Source organism: Sporofaciens sp. St.21A7 (assembly GCF_059728535.1).
This window is the reverse complement of the sequence record NZ_BAAGFN010000001.1, coordinates 1,306,038-1,320,935: the sequence shown is the minus strand read 5'-3', so window position 1 is coordinate 1,320,935 and position 14,898 is coordinate 1,306,038. Positions and strand designations below refer to the sequence as shown.

The 14,898-nt window shown below is 51.3% G+C and carries 19 protein-coding genes and 2 pseudogenes; 3 read left to right on the top strand and 18 right to left on the bottom strand.

Annotated elements, in window-relative coordinates; all coding sequences use genetic code 11:
• Positions 1-46 precede the first annotated feature (46 nt).
• From AC6I3O_RS06655 to AC6I3O_RS06610, 10 genes and pseudogenes are all read right to left on the bottom strand, one after another.
• Complete coding sequence (locus AC6I3O_RS06655; RefSeq protein WP_300561229.1) at positions 47-235, bottom strand: hypothetical protein; 189 nt, start codon at positions 233-235, stop codon at positions 47-49.
• A gap of 12 nt (positions 236-247) precedes the next feature.
• A complete protein-coding gene (locus tag AC6I3O_RS06650; RefSeq protein WP_300561226.1) occupies positions 248-1,075 on the bottom strand; it encodes an ATP-binding protein in 828 nt (275 codons plus the stop codon).
• On the bottom strand, positions 1,072-1,785 hold the full coding sequence (locus tag AC6I3O_RS06645; RefSeq protein ID WP_497850188.1) for a replication initiator protein A: 714 nt from the start codon (positions 1,783-1,785) through the stop codon (positions 1,072-1,074). The genes AC6I3O_RS06650 and AC6I3O_RS06645 overlap by 4 nt, the downstream gene beginning before the upstream one ends.
• A gap of 137 nt (positions 1,786-1,922) precedes the next feature.
• Positions 1,923-2,280: pseudogene (locus AC6I3O_RS06640) on the bottom strand (cysteine-rich VLP protein); the annotation flags it as partial.
• An 8-nt stretch (positions 2,281-2,288) separates the two neighbouring features.
• Positions 2,289-2,633 carry a winged helix-turn-helix domain-containing protein gene (locus AC6I3O_RS06635; RefSeq protein WP_300561220.1) on the bottom strand — a complete coding sequence of 115 codons (345 nt, stop codon included), beginning with the start codon at positions 2,631-2,633 and terminating at the stop codon, positions 2,289-2,291.
• Positions 2,623-3,477 carry a ParB/RepB/Spo0J family partition protein gene (locus tag AC6I3O_RS06630; protein ID WP_300561217.1) on the bottom strand — a complete coding sequence of 285 codons (855 nt, stop codon included), beginning with the start codon at positions 3,475-3,477 and terminating at the stop codon, positions 2,623-2,625. Before AC6I3O_RS06630 ends, AC6I3O_RS06635 begins: the two co-directional genes overlap by 11 nt.
• Before the next feature lie 11 nt (positions 3,478-3,488).
• The gene (locus AC6I3O_RS06625; RefSeq protein ID WP_300561214.1) at positions 3,489-3,809 is read right to left on the bottom strand and encodes a DeoR family transcriptional regulator; all 321 of its coding nucleotides are present in this window, start codon (positions 3,807-3,809) and stop codon (positions 3,489-3,491) included.
• A 33-nt stretch (positions 3,810-3,842) separates the two neighbouring features.
• On the bottom strand, positions 3,843-5,255 hold the full coding sequence (mobQ, locus tag AC6I3O_RS06620) for a MobQ family relaxase (protein WP_497853428.1): 1,413 nt from the start codon (positions 5,253-5,255) through the stop codon (positions 3,843-3,845).
• Positions 5,256-5,489: 234 nt separating this feature from the next.
• Positions 5,490-5,771, bottom strand: coding sequence for a DUF3847 domain-containing protein (locus AC6I3O_RS06615; protein ID WP_497850187.1), 282 nt, complete (start codon positions 5,769-5,771; stop codon positions 5,490-5,492).
• A gap of 110 nt (positions 5,772-5,881) precedes the next feature.
• Positions 5,882-6,283, bottom strand: coding sequence for an RNA polymerase sigma factor (locus AC6I3O_RS06610; RefSeq protein WP_497850186.1), 402 nt, complete (start codon positions 6,281-6,283; stop codon positions 5,882-5,884).
• Positions 6,284-6,577: 294 nt separating this feature from the next.
• Between AC6I3O_RS06610 and AC6I3O_RS06605 the strand changes: the two genes are divergently transcribed.
• On the top strand, positions 6,578-6,925 hold the full coding sequence (locus tag AC6I3O_RS06605; RefSeq protein ID WP_497850185.1) for a helix-turn-helix transcriptional regulator: 348 nt from the start codon (positions 6,578-6,580) through the stop codon (positions 6,923-6,925).
• A gap of 58 nt (positions 6,926-6,983) precedes the next feature.
• Here the strand turns inward: AC6I3O_RS06605 and AC6I3O_RS06600 are convergent, their stop codons facing one another.
• The 8 genes and pseudogenes from AC6I3O_RS06600 to AC6I3O_RS06565 all read right to left on the bottom strand — a co-directional run.
• A complete protein-coding gene (locus AC6I3O_RS06600; protein ID WP_497853427.1) occupies positions 6,984-7,139 on the bottom strand; it encodes a cysteine-rich KTR domain-containing protein in 156 nt (51 codons plus the stop codon).
• Positions 7,140-7,252: 113 nt separating this feature from the next.
• A complete protein-coding gene (locus AC6I3O_RS06595) occupies positions 7,253-7,945 on the bottom strand; it encodes an ATP-binding cassette domain-containing protein (protein WP_497850184.1) in 693 nt (230 codons plus the stop codon).
• Positions 7,946-7,970: 25 nt separating this feature from the next.
• Complete coding sequence (locus tag AC6I3O_RS06590; RefSeq protein ID WP_497850183.1) at positions 7,971-9,263, bottom strand: ABC transporter permease; 1,293 nt, start codon at positions 9,261-9,263, stop codon at positions 7,971-7,973.
• A gap of 11 nt (positions 9,264-9,274) precedes the next feature.
• Positions 9,275-10,612, bottom strand: coding sequence for an ABC transporter permease (locus AC6I3O_RS06585; RefSeq protein WP_497850182.1), 1,338 nt, complete (start codon positions 10,610-10,612; stop codon positions 9,275-9,277).
• Between the two features lie 205 nt (positions 10,613-10,817).
• Complete coding sequence (locus AC6I3O_RS06580; RefSeq protein ID WP_497850181.1) at positions 10,818-12,170, bottom strand: sensor histidine kinase; 1,353 nt, start codon at positions 12,168-12,170, stop codon at positions 10,818-10,820.
• The gene (locus AC6I3O_RS06575) at positions 12,154-12,825 is read right to left on the bottom strand and encodes a response regulator transcription factor (protein WP_497850180.1); all 672 of its coding nucleotides are present in this window, start codon (positions 12,823-12,825) and stop codon (positions 12,154-12,156) included. Before AC6I3O_RS06575 ends, AC6I3O_RS06580 begins: the two co-directional genes overlap by 17 nt.
• 149 nt (positions 12,826-12,974) lie before the next feature.
• Positions 12,975-13,268 carry a hypothetical protein gene (locus AC6I3O_RS06570; protein WP_497850179.1) on the bottom strand — a complete coding sequence of 98 codons (294 nt, stop codon included), beginning with the start codon at positions 13,266-13,268 and terminating at the stop codon, positions 12,975-12,977.
• A 12-nt stretch (positions 13,269-13,280) separates the two neighbouring features.
• Positions 13,281-13,568, bottom strand: a pseudogene (locus AC6I3O_RS06565) (TnpV protein); the annotation flags it as partial.
• A gap of 98 nt (positions 13,569-13,666) precedes the next feature.
• Here AC6I3O_RS06565 and AC6I3O_RS06560 point away from each other — a divergent pair.
• Both AC6I3O_RS06560 and AC6I3O_RS06555 read left to right on the top strand, forming a co-directional pair.
• Positions 13,667-13,945, top strand: a complete 279-nt coding sequence (locus AC6I3O_RS06560; RefSeq protein WP_497849288.1) for a transposase — start codon at positions 13,667-13,669, stop codon at positions 13,943-13,945.
• An 8-nt stretch (positions 13,946-13,953) separates the two neighbouring features.
• Positions 13,954-14,820, top strand: coding sequence for an IS3 family transposase (locus AC6I3O_RS06555; protein WP_497849287.1), 867 nt, complete (start codon positions 13,954-13,956; stop codon positions 14,818-14,820).
• The last annotated feature ends 78 nt before the right edge of the window (positions 14,821-14,898 follow it).

Here is a 14,898-nt window from a genome sequence, read left to right as displayed (position 1 = left end):
GAACAGGGACACGATATGGTCATGATACCACGATATGACAAATTTTTCAACAGGCATTTTTACCGCGCTCCTTCTTTTCAAGCCAGGATTCAAATTGACCGCAAGCCTGAGATTCAATGGCCTGCTCAAAAGCAGCCCTCATGCTTTGACTGCCGCTATATTCGCGGGTCACAATGAACCGGGGCTTGTCCTTGGCCTTGGGTGTAGCGGGTTTATCCTGTTGGGCTTTTTTCATAGGCAACTCCTTTCAGTCCATCAAATTTTTCAGCCGCGCCAGCTTGTCCTGCGCCGTAGCCTTACGGAAGTTCTCGCCGGAGAAGCGGATAGGGGCGCACATTTCCAGCAGGCGGTCATAGATACGAGCATGGGCGGTATCCTGGGGGTGCTGCAAATCTTGGAGGGGAATGTTGGTGGTGACGATCAGCGGCTTCTTACTGCGGTAGCGGCTGTCAATCACGTTATAGACCTGCTCCAATCCGTACTCCGTCCCGCGCTCCATGCCAAAATCGTCAATGATAAGCAGCAGGGCGCGGCAAAGCTGGGATATGTACTCATTACGGCCCTCGAAGCTGGCAGTCAGATCATTCAGAATCAACGCAAAATTGGTCATGCGAACGGTGATCTCACGCTCCATCAGCGCATTTGCGATACACCCTGCGAAGTAGCTTTTCCCGGTGCCGACGCTCCCCCACAGCAAATATCCGATATTCTCCGCCAGCATGGTATCCCAATGCTCGACATAGAAATGGGCGTGTTTCATCTGCGGGCATTTGCCGTTGTCATTGGCAAATGTCCAATCGCGCATAGCCGGATCGGTGAGGCCCCGGCGCTTCAAATCTGCCACAATCTGTCGGTGACGGCGGGCCTCCTGCTCCGCTGTCTCCCGGTCAATGCGTTCCTGCTCACACTGGCAGGGACAGGGGAGCAGCCGCCCCTCTAACGGCGGCTTGTCCATGCGAAACTGCTTGGGAGTGCGGCACTTCCCGCAGTACAAAAGCCCATCCGCCCCGGTGTAGTCTCCTGGCTCCAACTTGGTTACGGTCATTCGCTTCACAATGCTGTCAAAATCATTCATAGGCTATCGCCCTCCTCGTAAGTGTAATCTGGTATGCTTTTGCCCTTGCGCCTATCCTCCGCTGCCCAGCGGCGAATGGTGGCGGCATGGTTCTGGTAGGTCTTGCCTGTGGAGGCCATGTACTCGGACAGCTTTTCCACATACTGCTGCCAGAGGTCGGGCAACTCCGCTTGCAGTTCGGCTATCTCCGTATCCGAAAGGAAAACATTCTGATAGCGGCCTTGCACATGGGCGCTCTCACTCACTCTACTCAAGTTATTCTTCAAGTTACTACTACCTATTTTATTAGGGGCCAGTTTTCTGGCTATCTGACGGCCAACTTTTTGGCTATCAGCAGGCCAATTTTCTGGCCGTTTGACAGCCAGTTTTTTGTCCATCAGACGGTCAATATCCTGGCTGTCTGGCTGCTTCACATAGATACGATTTGGCATCCCGTTCCCACAGCGCCGACGCTCGATCAGTCCTGCGGTTTCCAGTTCGTTCAATGCGTTCTTGACGGTTGAGGGGCCTTTGTCCACCAGATCAGCAATCTTGCTGAGCGGAAAGACGATGTAGATATTCCCGTCCTCGTCTGTCCAGCCATTGGCGCGGGAGAGGTTGGCTCTGTCCAAAAGAACGGCATATAGAACTTTGGCGGTCTGCGTTAAATCCACGTCCAGGAGGAACCGGGGATAGGGCAGATATGGGAGCAGTTTGCTATCTTTTTTCATGTAGTCTGCGATAGGTTTCACCTCCTGGCCTTGTTGCACCGTTGAGGGCCTTTTGAGGGCCTTCCGGGGTGCTGGATAGGAAAAGTATCAGCCCCCCCCCTATTGACCAGCGCCCGGAAAGCCTTGCAAATCAACGCCTTTTTCGGGCCTAAAGCGTTACATATCAGCCCTATGTCGGCGCACTCGGTCACGGGTCTTACGCCGCCGCTCCTGTTCAGCACATTCCGAACAGTATTTCGCCCGGTTGGATTTTGGAACAAAGTAGCTGCCGCAGATGGCGCAGGGCTTCATATGGTCACGGTAGAGCAGGGCGGCGCACAGGGCATTGTCCAGCGGCAGGACGGTGGCACGAAACCATTTGCAGATCAGCGAGTAGGTGATACTCTGTGGGCAGACACATTCCTCACCATTGTCCAGAAGCAGGCAGCACCCGCCGTCATAATTGCAGCAGCTATGTACCAGTCTCCGGGCTGTCCGGTACTGCTGATAGTTCATGTGGACAATCACGGTTCATCCTCTCCTGCGGGTAACTTGACGTAGGTGTGGTAAGGCTGGGTGGGACTGCGGCTCACCCAATGACGCTTTACCAGCCCGACACGCTCCAACTCCGCCAAGGCATGGCCTACGGTGGAGGGAGTGCGGTCGATCAGCTTGGCGATCTCCGGGTTGATGAAGGTCAGATACCGCCGTCCATGCTTGTCCACGCTGGCATCGCCGTTCATCACCATGTCCAGCAGGATGGCATAGACCTCTTTCGTAATCAGCCGCAAGTCCATCCCCAGCAGAAACCGGGGATAGGCCAGATAAGGCGGCAGGGTGGTACTGGCGGTGATGTAATCAGTTTTCATGTTCATTCTCCATTTCGTGTCGGATTTCATGTACCTTCTCGAAAAATTCTTTGATTGCGGTCGTGACAGAATACGCACTATTGCCCAATGCGTCAAATTGGGAAATTGACATTCCGGCGAAAATGCCTGCCCGGTGATGAAGGGATTTGATACCGGAAACATAGCGGGAGCAGAGAGACGTAAACTCTCTCAAAGCCGCTTCGCTGTCCATCATCCCCTGCTTCTTCGGCGTGGGTGGGGCTATGGTTAGAACGGCAGCGGCCTCCGCCTGCTGGTCAGGGGGTAGTCTGGATATTTTCAGCGCGTCCCCTTTGGTGATTTTATCGCCAGCATCCCGGATGGTTTTCTTGGCCTCCGGGGTCAGATTGGCGGCGGTCTGGACAAGTCGCTCAACGGTGCGTTTGCTGATCCCCAGCTTATCGGCAGTATCCTCCGAAAAGGGCTTTGCCGCTAAAACCGTCAAATTGTCGTTTTTAGCTGTCTGACCATTTCGCTGGCCTTGGCGCGTCTCCGGGTGGATGGCTTCATAGAGTTCCTTCCGGCGCAGAAGCAGATCGCCCAACTCCCGATGGGACAAACCAGCCCGAACAAAGTTCTCGTCAATCTCGGCCAGTTCCGCTTGCAGGCCGTCCGCATCGCTGACGGTACACTCAATTTCCGTCCAGCCCAGCAGCTTCGCCGCTTCTAAACGGTGAAGTCCGGCGATAAGCGTGTTGTCCTGGGTGACGGTGACGGGGTTCATCAGGCCCACGGCGGCGATACTCCGGGCCAGTTCCTCCACGTTTCTCTGTTGGGTATCCCGCCGTCCTGGATTGATTTTGATTTCACTGATTTTGATTTGCATGATGATTGCCCTCAATGCGAAAATACTGCAATAATCCGGTTGAGCATTTCGCGGTCATGGCCGTCCAGGGATTCCCCCAGCCTGCGGAGTAAGGCAATTTCCTCCGCATTGAGCATCCGGCGGTCCAGGTGGAACCACTCCGCCACTCGAACACCGCCGTGACCACCCTGGACGGTTTCAATCGGATAGGAGCAGGTCAGCACCACAATGTCACGGCGAATTGTCCCGGTGCTGACGTTAAACTCATGTGCCAAATTGCCATAAGTATCATGCCGCCGGAGACACAAAGCCTCCAAAATCTTCTGGCGGCGTTCCCACGGGTTCAGGTCCATTTTTCAAAAACTCCCTTCGGTAAAATTGATGATTTATCGTTCTTGCTCCTTCTGCTGGTGCTGTCCCTCACGAGCCAGACGGTCAGCGGTTTTGCGTAGAGTCTCCACCGCTTTAATTTCATCCCGCATGGTACGCATTTTCTGATAATCTGCGTCCTTTTGTACCGTCAATTTTGCAGCTTCGGCCCGCCACGCTTTGGGCGTGATCGCCTCGCCGGATTCTTTCAGCGATTTCAGAAAATGGGCGGCAGCATCGAATGACGCTAACTCTGCGCTATGCTCCTGCTGGTATTTCTCCCGCTTGCCCGGTTTCACCTTGTCCAACTTCTGACGAACGGGCTTAAATTTCTCATACTGCGCCCACATTTCCAGCCGTTCATCCAGAACGGCGAGACGGCGCTCGGCTTTGACAATCTGCCCACGGACAGCGTAAGAATCTTTGTTCATAGCGGAGACTTTTTCATAAAGTTCCTGCATGGAATTGATTCCGTTGCCCTGCAAAAATGCCAGCAGTTTCGCGTTCTCTTGCAGAGCCTTAATCTTACCGGAACGGGAACGGGCTTTGTTGCTGTTGACCTTGGCCTGGGCTTCATAAAGACGAGCCACAAGGCTGCCGCCGTCCTGGGGCTGTTCGGTTCCAGCCTGCTCCTTCGTCCAGTTATAAATCCGGGTGATGCGGGCCTTGATTTCCTTCAGCAGTTTGTTGTCTGCGGCAATCTGGCGGTTAATATCTCCCTTCTCCGTAGCAATGCCCCGCCGTTCCATCTGACTGGCGGCAACGCCCATGTGAATGGAAGGGATTTTCTCAATGCCCTGCCGCTTGTAACTGCAGTGGTCGATGCGCTCCGGCCTGCCAGCAGCTTCTAATGCCCGGTTCGCGTAAGCGGCCCACGCCGCCCGCCACTTCTCGGCGTTCTCTCGGTTGTTCCAGTCGGTGGTATCCTCACGGTGATTCTTCCAGCCGCCTTTGCCATCCGGAATGCGGTTGCCCTGGCTGTCCAGGTCATAAACTTTCCGGCACTTCGGCCCCCAGCGTCCATCCGGTTTCAACGGACGGATTGTCAGCATGACATGGGCATGGGGATTGCCGTCACCCTTGTCATGGAGCGCAAAATCAGCGCACATTCCCTCTGCTACAAAATTGTCTTTGATGAAAGCCCGAACAAGTGCCAACTGCTCCACTCTGGACAGTTCCACGGGAAGGGCAACTTCGATTTCACGGGCAAGCTGAGCGTCGCTGGATTTCTCGATTTGCTCCACCGAGTTCCAGAGAGTGGAGCGGTCTGCAAACTCTGGCGGGGCGTGGGCGGGGAGCATGATTTCTGTATGGACAACACCAGGCTTATGCGTGTAGTCGTGGGTTTTGCCGTCCCACTCATTTGTCAGCTTCTCGCCGCTCCGGTAGGCGGCAGCAGCGACAGCCGAACGGCCTACACTCCGCTTGATGATTTGAATGGGACAGTGAAAAATCGCTATGTGGTTTTCCTCCTTCCTCCGCAGTCAACAGCGGGGAGATAAAGGCCAGCGGAAACGGAACAGACGCAAAGCGGATGTTTCGTTTCCGCTGGCGCACAAGGGGTTTGGGGAGTGTAGCTCCCCATCGCGTCCGCAGGACGCAACAGCCCCCGGCAGGGCGCACGACACCGGAACGGTGTATAAGTGCGCCGTTAAGAACGGACTTTAGTTTGTGGGGGCGATTTTTTGCGCCTTTTCCGCCGTTTCCTCTGCTCCCGGCAGACGGGAAAGGTCAATCAGAAACGCCTTGATTGCTTCGCCGTCCATGCTGGCAGTGAAGGGAAACACTCCCTCCATGATCGCGCCATGCACAATCAGGCGGTGGTTTCGGGCGTGGCGTTCTGCATCCCTCTGCTTGTTCAGCAAAATCTTTACCTGGTTCTCATACTGTTGGGCTTCCTTTTTGGCTTCGTCACGCTGTTTCAACAGGGATTCTTTTTTGTCCATTGACATCTCTCCTAACATGAGAGAGGGGGACAAGCAGCTGCTTGTCCCCCTCTGCGAAATTTGAGGGGACTGCCCTCACCTGGTAAGCCACTTACAGGCTTCTGGTGGGGTCAATCCAGAAAGAAATTTTGGAATTTTTTTCGGACTGCTTCGATAGAATCACGGACGGCATACTTGGAACAGCCGTATAACAATCCAATCTCATCATAGGTATAGTCATACAGCGCAAAAAGCAAAAACCTCTCCCGCTGAATTGCCGTGCAGTTGTCCAAAATGGACAGCAGCAGAGCCAAAGTTTCCCGCTGACATACAATGTCCTCCGGGGTGGGCTGATAGGGCAGCAGGCCCTCGGTAGCGACTATGTATTCGTCAAACTCCCGATCATCCCAATGCCGCCGCTTTTCATGGTAAAGGTTTTCGGCCTTCCGCCTGCCCTGGTCGTAGCACTCGGCCACTTCGTCATTGACTTCAACAGACACCATGCGTCCGTTGATTTTGATGGTGATCTCCATCCTGTTTTCCTCCTGTTCAGATTTGGGTTTTGCGAAATCTGAACAGGAGGCGGGGAGCGGCACCGGGGTAATCCGTCCGGCCTATTTATCATTGTGAACCGCAGTACACCGCTTGGAGTATGACTGCCCTTTACAGAGTATCGAAATTCGCATATTCCTTGCTAAATGGCGCATTGCGGCCCACTAAGAAACTTCCTCCATTCTGTTAGTGAATTAAGATACATATAAAAGCCGAATTGTGGTGGATTCAATCGAAAGGGCGCATATTGTAGAATGTCCTTGAGGTGAATTGCGATGGATTTTATTCGTACATTGGGTGACACTGTGAAAAAGGCCCGCAAGCGGCTTGGCCTTACCCAACTCAAAGCTGCTGAAATCTGCTCTATTGATTCACGCACGATTTTGAACATTGAGAACTATCGGGGAAATCCGAAAATGACAGTTTTGTTCCCTCTGGTTCGTGGGCTTCAGATAGATTCCCAGGAGATTTTCTATCCTGGCATGGAGATCAAAAATCCATCTGTCAGCCAGCTTCGGTTCTTGATTGAAGATTGCACCGAGCAGGAGGCCGCAGCCCTGATTCCTGTCGTGCAATCCTTCCTGGGCGCAGTCAGATCAAATGCCGCTGCCAAAATCAAATAGGCCGTAGAACAGAAAAAGAGCCTGCATCCTTACGTCAGTAGGAAGCAGGCTCTGCGTTTTAAGCGTCTGGCTCGTCGCTCAACACCATTTTCAGTTGTGCCACTGTTACTCGGATTTCCTTTTTGCACTTGGGACAGTACAGCGGAAATTTCACCAGGACAGTATCAAAGTACACCTTAGTCCTTGTTCTGCTGCCGCAGACAGGGCAGCACACCCAATGAGAAGATTTATCCTTTTCGTTCACACTCAATTACCCTTTCCGGCAGCAATCACGCTCTGCGTTCAACGTCTGGCTTTTGTGATCGCCGCTTTCATCAACAGGAAGATTTATCGCTGATTTTTTTGGGAGGCCCGCCTTTTCTGGCTGGCGGTTTCCTCCAAGTCACTGACTGACAGCGTTTGCAACTCGCCTCTACGCAGTTGCAAAATTACATCAGCCTCTTTCGCCAACTCATTGGAGTGCGTCACGATCACCACACATTTGCCGGATTTATGGGCACTCTCTTTGAGAATGGCCGTGATTTCGGCAGCGGTATCCTCGTCCAGATTCCCGGTCGGTTCATCGGCCAGGATAACCTGCGCGTCACTGGCCAGGGCGCGGGCGATTGCTACACGCTGCTGCTGGCCCCCGGACAGCTTCAGCACATTCCGCTTTGCTTCTTCTGCGGTCAACCCCAACTGTTCCAGAATAGGGAGCGGCGGCAGCTTGGAGGTTAGGGCTACGTTCTCCATTGGTGTTAAGTAGTCGATCAAGTTGTAACTCTGGAAGATGAACGCCACATGACTGCGCCGGTGATCGGCAAGGCCGGTCTTTGCAATGTCCTCTCCCTGGTACAAAATCTGACCGCTGGTGGGGCTGTCCAGACCGCCCAGCAAAGACAGCAGCGTTGTTTTCCCGCACCCGGAGGGGCCGAGGATGGCGTACATTTTACCCTGCTCCATTTGAGTATTGATGCCCTTTAAGACTTTCTTTTTGCCGTCATAGGCATATTGAACATTTTGGATTTCCATGATATTCATAAAGCTACCTCATTTCTGTGTAAAATCATTCCATTTGTGACAGGATCGTTTTCGGCTTCAAACGCATAACAGGGATGCAGGACACCAGCACCGATGCAATCAGCAGGACACTCCCCACTGTCGCCGTCAGTGTAAAGTGCTGGGATGTTACAACCACGTTCTCTGCGGTTTTGCCAAACAGAGTTCCCAAGATTCCAGCCGCCTGTCTGCTGGACAGATAGGCCAGAGGAAAAGCTGCTGCTGCAATCAGAAGGGTTTCCAGCACATATTGGAGAACAACCGTAGGCTTGGAGATGCCGGCCGCCAGCAAGATTCCGGTTTCTCTTTTCCGTCCGCGAACGGACATGGATAGAATAAGAATTATCAACACCATACTCACGGCGGTAATGACAGCAATTAAGGTAGTAATCAGAGTTCCCGTGTCAGAAAGGGCGTTGGAGATATTCTGGTATACTTCATCGTTAGCTGTGATAAGGAAGTTGTTCCAGTCGATTGTATGGATTTTTTGCACCTCATGGATGATACTTTCAAGCCGCTCCGGGTCGGTAACAAAGAAATCTGCGGAGGCATAGCCTACATCTGCGTAATTTTCCAACAGCTTCTTCATGGCTGCTTCGCTGACAAAAGCATTGTTCGTGTACTCGTAGTAAGAAGATTCGTTGTAATTGTTACGCTCGTCCGTTTTATCTGCCACGACTTCAAATAAACCAACAATCTCTAAATTCATCGTTTTGTCGTCGGATAGCGGGTTATTGACGGCCTGGATGGTATCGCCTACTTTAAGATCATGTTTATCCGCAATGTCTTTACTGATAACAATTCCATTCTTAACGGAGGAATCAATCGTCTTTCCTTCGCACATAACCATGGCGCCAGACAGGAAAAGAGAATGGTATTTTGAATTGATGCAGCCGTAAGAGTAGAACTGGCAGTCAACAATCGCATGGCCTGTGGGTTCCATTTGCTCCAGCCATTGCCCCTGACGGTCAGACAGGCATAGAATGGTGCGGATTGAAGCGTTGTAACCCTCTATTCCATTGATCGCAGCGATGCTTTCCATCCTATCAGTCGTAAGGTATTCCTGTGTGCTATATGAGCCGCCGCCATCACTGCTCCAGCCACCTGTCGCAGTATTACGGCTGACGGTAAAACTTGCTCCTGTCGTTCCCCTGACCTCCTCGGCCTGTTTCTCCTGTGCATCAGCTATGGCAAGCCCGGACAGAACCAGTGTGGTGATCGCCAGCAGCAGGCAGAATACCAGCAGCGTCTTTTTCCATTTTCGCACGGTATATAAAACCGCTCTTGTTCCTAAATTCATGTTGCGCCTCCTTAACTCATCTGTGATAAAATACTCTTGGGCTTCATTTTCATGATCGGATAAGCTGCCAGGGCAGTGGATGCGATGCAAAGCACCATGCCAAAGGCACACACGATCAAGAAGTCCCTTGCAGAAACTGTCACCTTGATTTCTGACAACCCTAAATCTATGGTGGGTTCTTCCATGCTTTCGATATTCCCGGTCAAATCCACAGTTTCATAGGTTTGGGCGGTAACTTGGGAAAGCAGGCCGCTCCCGATCTGATTAGAAATAGCCGTACTGGCTCCATAAGCGAGAAGCAGGGCGAGTGCTGCCGCCAGAAACACTTCCAACAGATATTGCATAAGTACGGAGCTTTTGGAAATGCCCATCGCCAGATAGACGCCGGTTTCATGGACACGCCCCCGAAGCCGCAAGGTCAGGAATAAGGCCAGCACCAAAAAGCAAATCACGGACACTACCGCGATGGCGATAAATACGATGCTCTGCAAGCCCTTCAAGGATTCTTTCGCGTTCTGATAATCATTATCGTAGCGAGTCAGTATGCAGTTTCCCCAGTCCACTCCTGGAAACTCCTGTACCTCGGCCATGATGCGGTCAAGCTCATCCGGGTCATTCACATAGAAATCGCCATACTGAACGCTGGTTTTACTGTTCGTGCCGTAGAGCAGAAAAGAAGCGGTGGAAAGATCGGTAAACACGATGTTTTCATAGAGATCGCAGGATGGGGCTATGCCGATGGAATCCTGTTCTCTCGTATTGCGAAAGATTCCAGTCACCGTTACCAGGCGGGTGCGGTTTTCATCCTCCACGCTCCCCAGCAGCATGAAATCACCCATAGCCAGCCCATTGCGCTGGGCAAATTTTTCATGAACCAGCGCTTCGTTCCGGCTTGCGTCAGTGATGGCATTTCCTTCGATTAGTTCAAAACCTCCATCGGTGAAATAGCTGTCCTCCTGTGAATTGGAGTTCGCCACGATCTTACCGGCGTTCTCATATCCCTCCGGCACCTGAGCCGCGCCCTCGGTGCTGATTTCCAGAGGTTTCCTGTCTGCGTCATAATAAATCGCATAGGAATAGGAGCGCAGAGTGTGTCTCCCGCTCAAACCATCTACGGCGAGAATCTGGCTCACTGTATCCTCCGATATGCCGCTTCCCAAACGCTTGGCGTTGATGGTGAAATACCCCAGCAGAGCCTTTTTGATGTTGGCGTTTGCGGTTTCCGTAGCAGCCTGGATGGAGAGACAGGTCAGCATCATCGTTGCCATGACCAGCAGAAATGCCAGTAGCGTGATGGTCTTGCCCTTTTTCCGTATGGAGTACAGGCAGGCCCGTTTCCATAAGCTCACTTCGCCGTCACCTCGTTTCTCCTGATAGTAAGTTTCTTTTGCATGGTTTGTTGTTGTACCTCCTTTGATTTTTGATGCCCTCTATCCGGGAACATCCAAAGAATACAACCGGAAAGTGGAGTTCAGGTGGAGCTGAGGTGGAGTTTTGATAAAGTTTAGGCCGGGCTGCCCTTACGGACTGCCCGGCCTGACTGATTTCTGATATTCAGAATGTAATAGTGAAACATACCTCGTCGGAGGTACTATCCATGCGAAAGGAAAATCCATGCCGCTCCAAAATCGTCTTGACAATGTAAAGGCCCAAGCCGCTGCCGCCCGTGTCCCGACTGTGGGAGTGATCGACACGGTAAAACGGCTCAAATATCTTCTCCAAGTCGGCGCTGTCAATGGATATGCCGCTGTTTCTGACTTGCAGTGTGTTCTCTGTCAACTTGACACTGATTTCCGTCTGCGCTGGCGAATGAGTAACCGCATTGCTAATGATATTGGATACCGCCTTTTGCAGCAAGGCCATATCGCCCCGGCAAGTACAACCGGCTTCAATCTCTGCTTGAAAATTCTGCTCCCTGTCCTCTGCTGCTCCCTGCCATTTACGGCAACACTCCCGCACAAGCTGGCTCAAATCAACCTCAGAAAGCGTCAGACTGAAGTCATTTCCTGCCATGCGGGATGCCGATAGGATTTCTCTTACCAGCAATTCCATATCATTGACCGTCCGAAGGGAGTGCCGGAGGTGGGTGTCACGATCTTTATATTCTCCCACCTGATAGATCATCCCCTCCAACTCGCCTTTCAGAACGGTGATCGGTGTTTTCAGCTCATGGGAAACCGCCTGGAAGAAGTCTACCCGTAATTTTTCCAGCCGCCGTTCCTGTTCAATATCGGCTTGCAGTTTTTCGTTTGCCGCAGATAATTCCTTTAAGGTGCTGTCCAGGCGCGCCGCCATGGTATTGAGATTCAAGGCCAGCGTTCCGACTTCATCGGTGCGGGAGGTATTGCAGCGCCATGTCATATCCAGAGTGGTCAGACGCTTGGAAATATCGCTGATTTCAAGAATCGGTTTTGTCAGCAGCCTTGTCACAAAGCAGGAGACGATCAACGAGATTGCCAGAACCACAATTCCGATGATTGGGATCAGCCGCCAAAATGCTTCGGTCAGTTGGTTTACCGTTCTGGCAGACATCATGATCTGCAAGGTATACGTTCCATCCGCAAGGGCCAGTGCAGTAGACGCCGTTTGAAAAGCATCCTGTTCCTGCTCATCCAAAATTTCCTTGCCAAATGTAAGACTGGTTTCATTGCCGCTTAACAAAGCTCCTGCGTTATGATTGATGCAAAATTCATAAATTCTTTGTGTAGCATCATCCACGCTCCGATGTTCCAAGTCCGTAATCAGTTGGCTGAGCTGTTCCGTATAATTTGTTGTCAACGTGTATCTGTAGCTGGCTGGCATGACCGCCATAATGGTTCCATAGAGCAGGAGGCTGACAACGAACAGCAGGACGGTCAGCAATAAAAAGACTTTCAGCCATAGGCTGCTCTTAATTTTCCTTATCAATTCGATACCCTACCCCTCTAATGGTTTCGATGCAGTCAACTCCCAGCTTCTTGCGAATGTTCTTGATGTGGGTATTGATGATCTTATCGTCCCCAACATAATCATAATTCCAGATGATGTCTAAAAGCTGCTCTCTTGTGAATACCCGGCCCGGATTTTCCATGAGAAGATGCAGAATTTCAAACTCGCGGGCCGTCAATGCTACTTCCTGACCGGATACGAATACCTGATATTTTTTCGTATCCAACTGGATTTGTTGATAGGACAGAACATCGTGATTGACTTCTGTACCCTGTGTGCGCCGTAATACCGCTTCAATCCGGCGCAGGAGCAGAGGCATGGAAAATGGCTTTGTGATGTAATCGTCAGCCAAGAGGTCGAAGCCTTTCATCTGGCTATCTTCATCATCCAGAGCCGTCAGCAGGATAACGGGAGTATCGCTTTCATTTCGTATCATTTCGCACACGGTGTAACCGTCCATTTTGGGCATCATAATGTCCAGCAGCACCAAATCATAATCGGTCTTGTGAAAAGCGGCTATCCCGGCCATGCCGTCACCAGCCAACGTGATGTTATACCCGGCATCCTCTAAAAAGGCTTTCAAAATGTTCTGTATGTTTTTTTCATCTTCGATAATCAAAATGCTTTTTGGCATTGGGGGCACCTCCTACGCCCAGTGTAACATAGAATTGTGGAGTTTAGGTGGAGCTGCAACAGTTTTTGATAGGATTTATAAAATTCTCTGTGTCCATAGCAGTATAGAGGCCCGAAAGCGTCTGTCCGCTTCCGGGCCTCTGCTGGTTCTTATTGCAGCTTCTCCAAAAGCGCCTGCCGCTGTGCGGTGATCCGCTTCTGTTCAGCCACGGTAATTTCTCCATTTGCGGTGATCGCTTTATATTCCAGATACCCGGTGAAACAATCCAGCAGCACATCCCGCATGATCTCTGGCGTGGCGCACAGTCCCTCACCGGCCCAGGTGTTTGCTCTGGAATCCCATTCCAGCACTGTGTAGCCGTGAGAGGTCATGACGATCTCATATCGGGTATCCTCGGCGAGATAGTCTTGGAAAACCTCCATCACTTTCTCAAATGTCAGCATCAGACCGCTCCCTCAAACATAGACCAGATCGGCCAGGATGATCTCATCAGCCTGCGCCCGGCAGTTGTTGACCAGCCCTACCCACGCCATCTGGTCACGGGCTTTCAATTCCTCGGTCACGCCAGCAGCTTTCATCAACTGCGGCAGGAGCGTGTCCATGCGCTGCTCCGCCATCCGTTCGACACCCTTCAGATGATCGGCCAGCTTGCCACTGTTCACCAGCACCATCCACAGTCCGGGCCGATGCTCCCGGAGGTAGTCGCGCCGCAAACTGCCATACTTGCCATAGAATACATCCTGTTCCGGTTCTTCGTCAAGTTGGTGTTAGTATATAAGAGTGGACAGGAAAAGTTGAACAATCTATACTATCAAGTGAAAGAGCAAAGGAGATGAAGGGCATGGCGAAAAACCAAAAATCTTACACTCTGGAATTTAAACAGCAGATCGTGGATCTGTACAATGCCGGAGGAACCTCGTATCCAAAACTGGAGCGTGAATATGGCGTAAATCGGAGTACTATCAGCGGGTGGGTAAAGCAGCTTTCCCCAATCAAAGTATCGGGGGAGGAAACGGTTACCCTCAGGGAGTATAAGGCTCTCCAGAAAGAGAACCAGCGCCTTAAGATCGAGAATGAAATATTAAAAAAAGCGACCGCCATATTCGCAAAAGAACAATAGCCGAAATTGTGGCTTTTATCCAGAACAACCTGGCTGATTACTCTGTGTCCCAGCTTTGCAGCGCCTTGAAATTCCCAAGGGGCACCTATTACAAGGCTCTGGTCCGTGTGCCTTCAAATAAGCAAAAAGAGTATGAAGAATTCGGCCGGAAAGTGAAACAGGCATATGAGGACTCAAAACAGAGATATGGAGCTGTCAAAATATGCCGCATACTGAATGATAACGGTACATCCTGCAGCGTCAAGCGGGTGCAGAGGCATATGGCAGAGCAGGGGCTGCGCTCTGTTGTAGTAAAGAAGTACAACCACCGTGCCAATCATGGCAGCGTCCCAGATGATAAGGTAAATATTTTGCAGCGTGATTTTGAAACGGAGACCATTAACCAAAAATGGTGTACGGACATTACTTACATCCATGTGCAGAAAGAAGGATGGACTTATCTGGCGTCTGTTATGGACCTATGCAGCCGCAAGATCATCGGGTATGCCTATGGAACATCTATGACGGCGGAACTGGCAGTCCAGGCAGTAAAGAATGCGTGCCTGAATGTCGCGGATACAGAGGGGATTATCCTGCACAGCGACCTTGGGAGTCAGTACACGGGTCGGGAATTTGAAAACTACTTGGCCAGCAGGGGAATCCTGCATTCTTTCAGCCGTAAGGGGAATCCATATGACAATGCCTGTATTGAGTCATTCCATTCCGTGCTGAAAAAGGAAGAAATCTATCTCCATGACTATCAGGATTCAACGGAAGCCCGCAGAGCAATCTTTGAATACATAGAGGGCTGGTATAACCGTAAAAGAATACACAGTGCTATTGGTTATATGACACCACAACAAAAGGAGGATGAAGAACTTAAAACAGCAGCATAACCTTTCAACTTTTTTTGTCTAAAGTATTGACATAGATCCAAGTATCAGATCGGGAATGTAGTGGTCTCCCACTCTCGT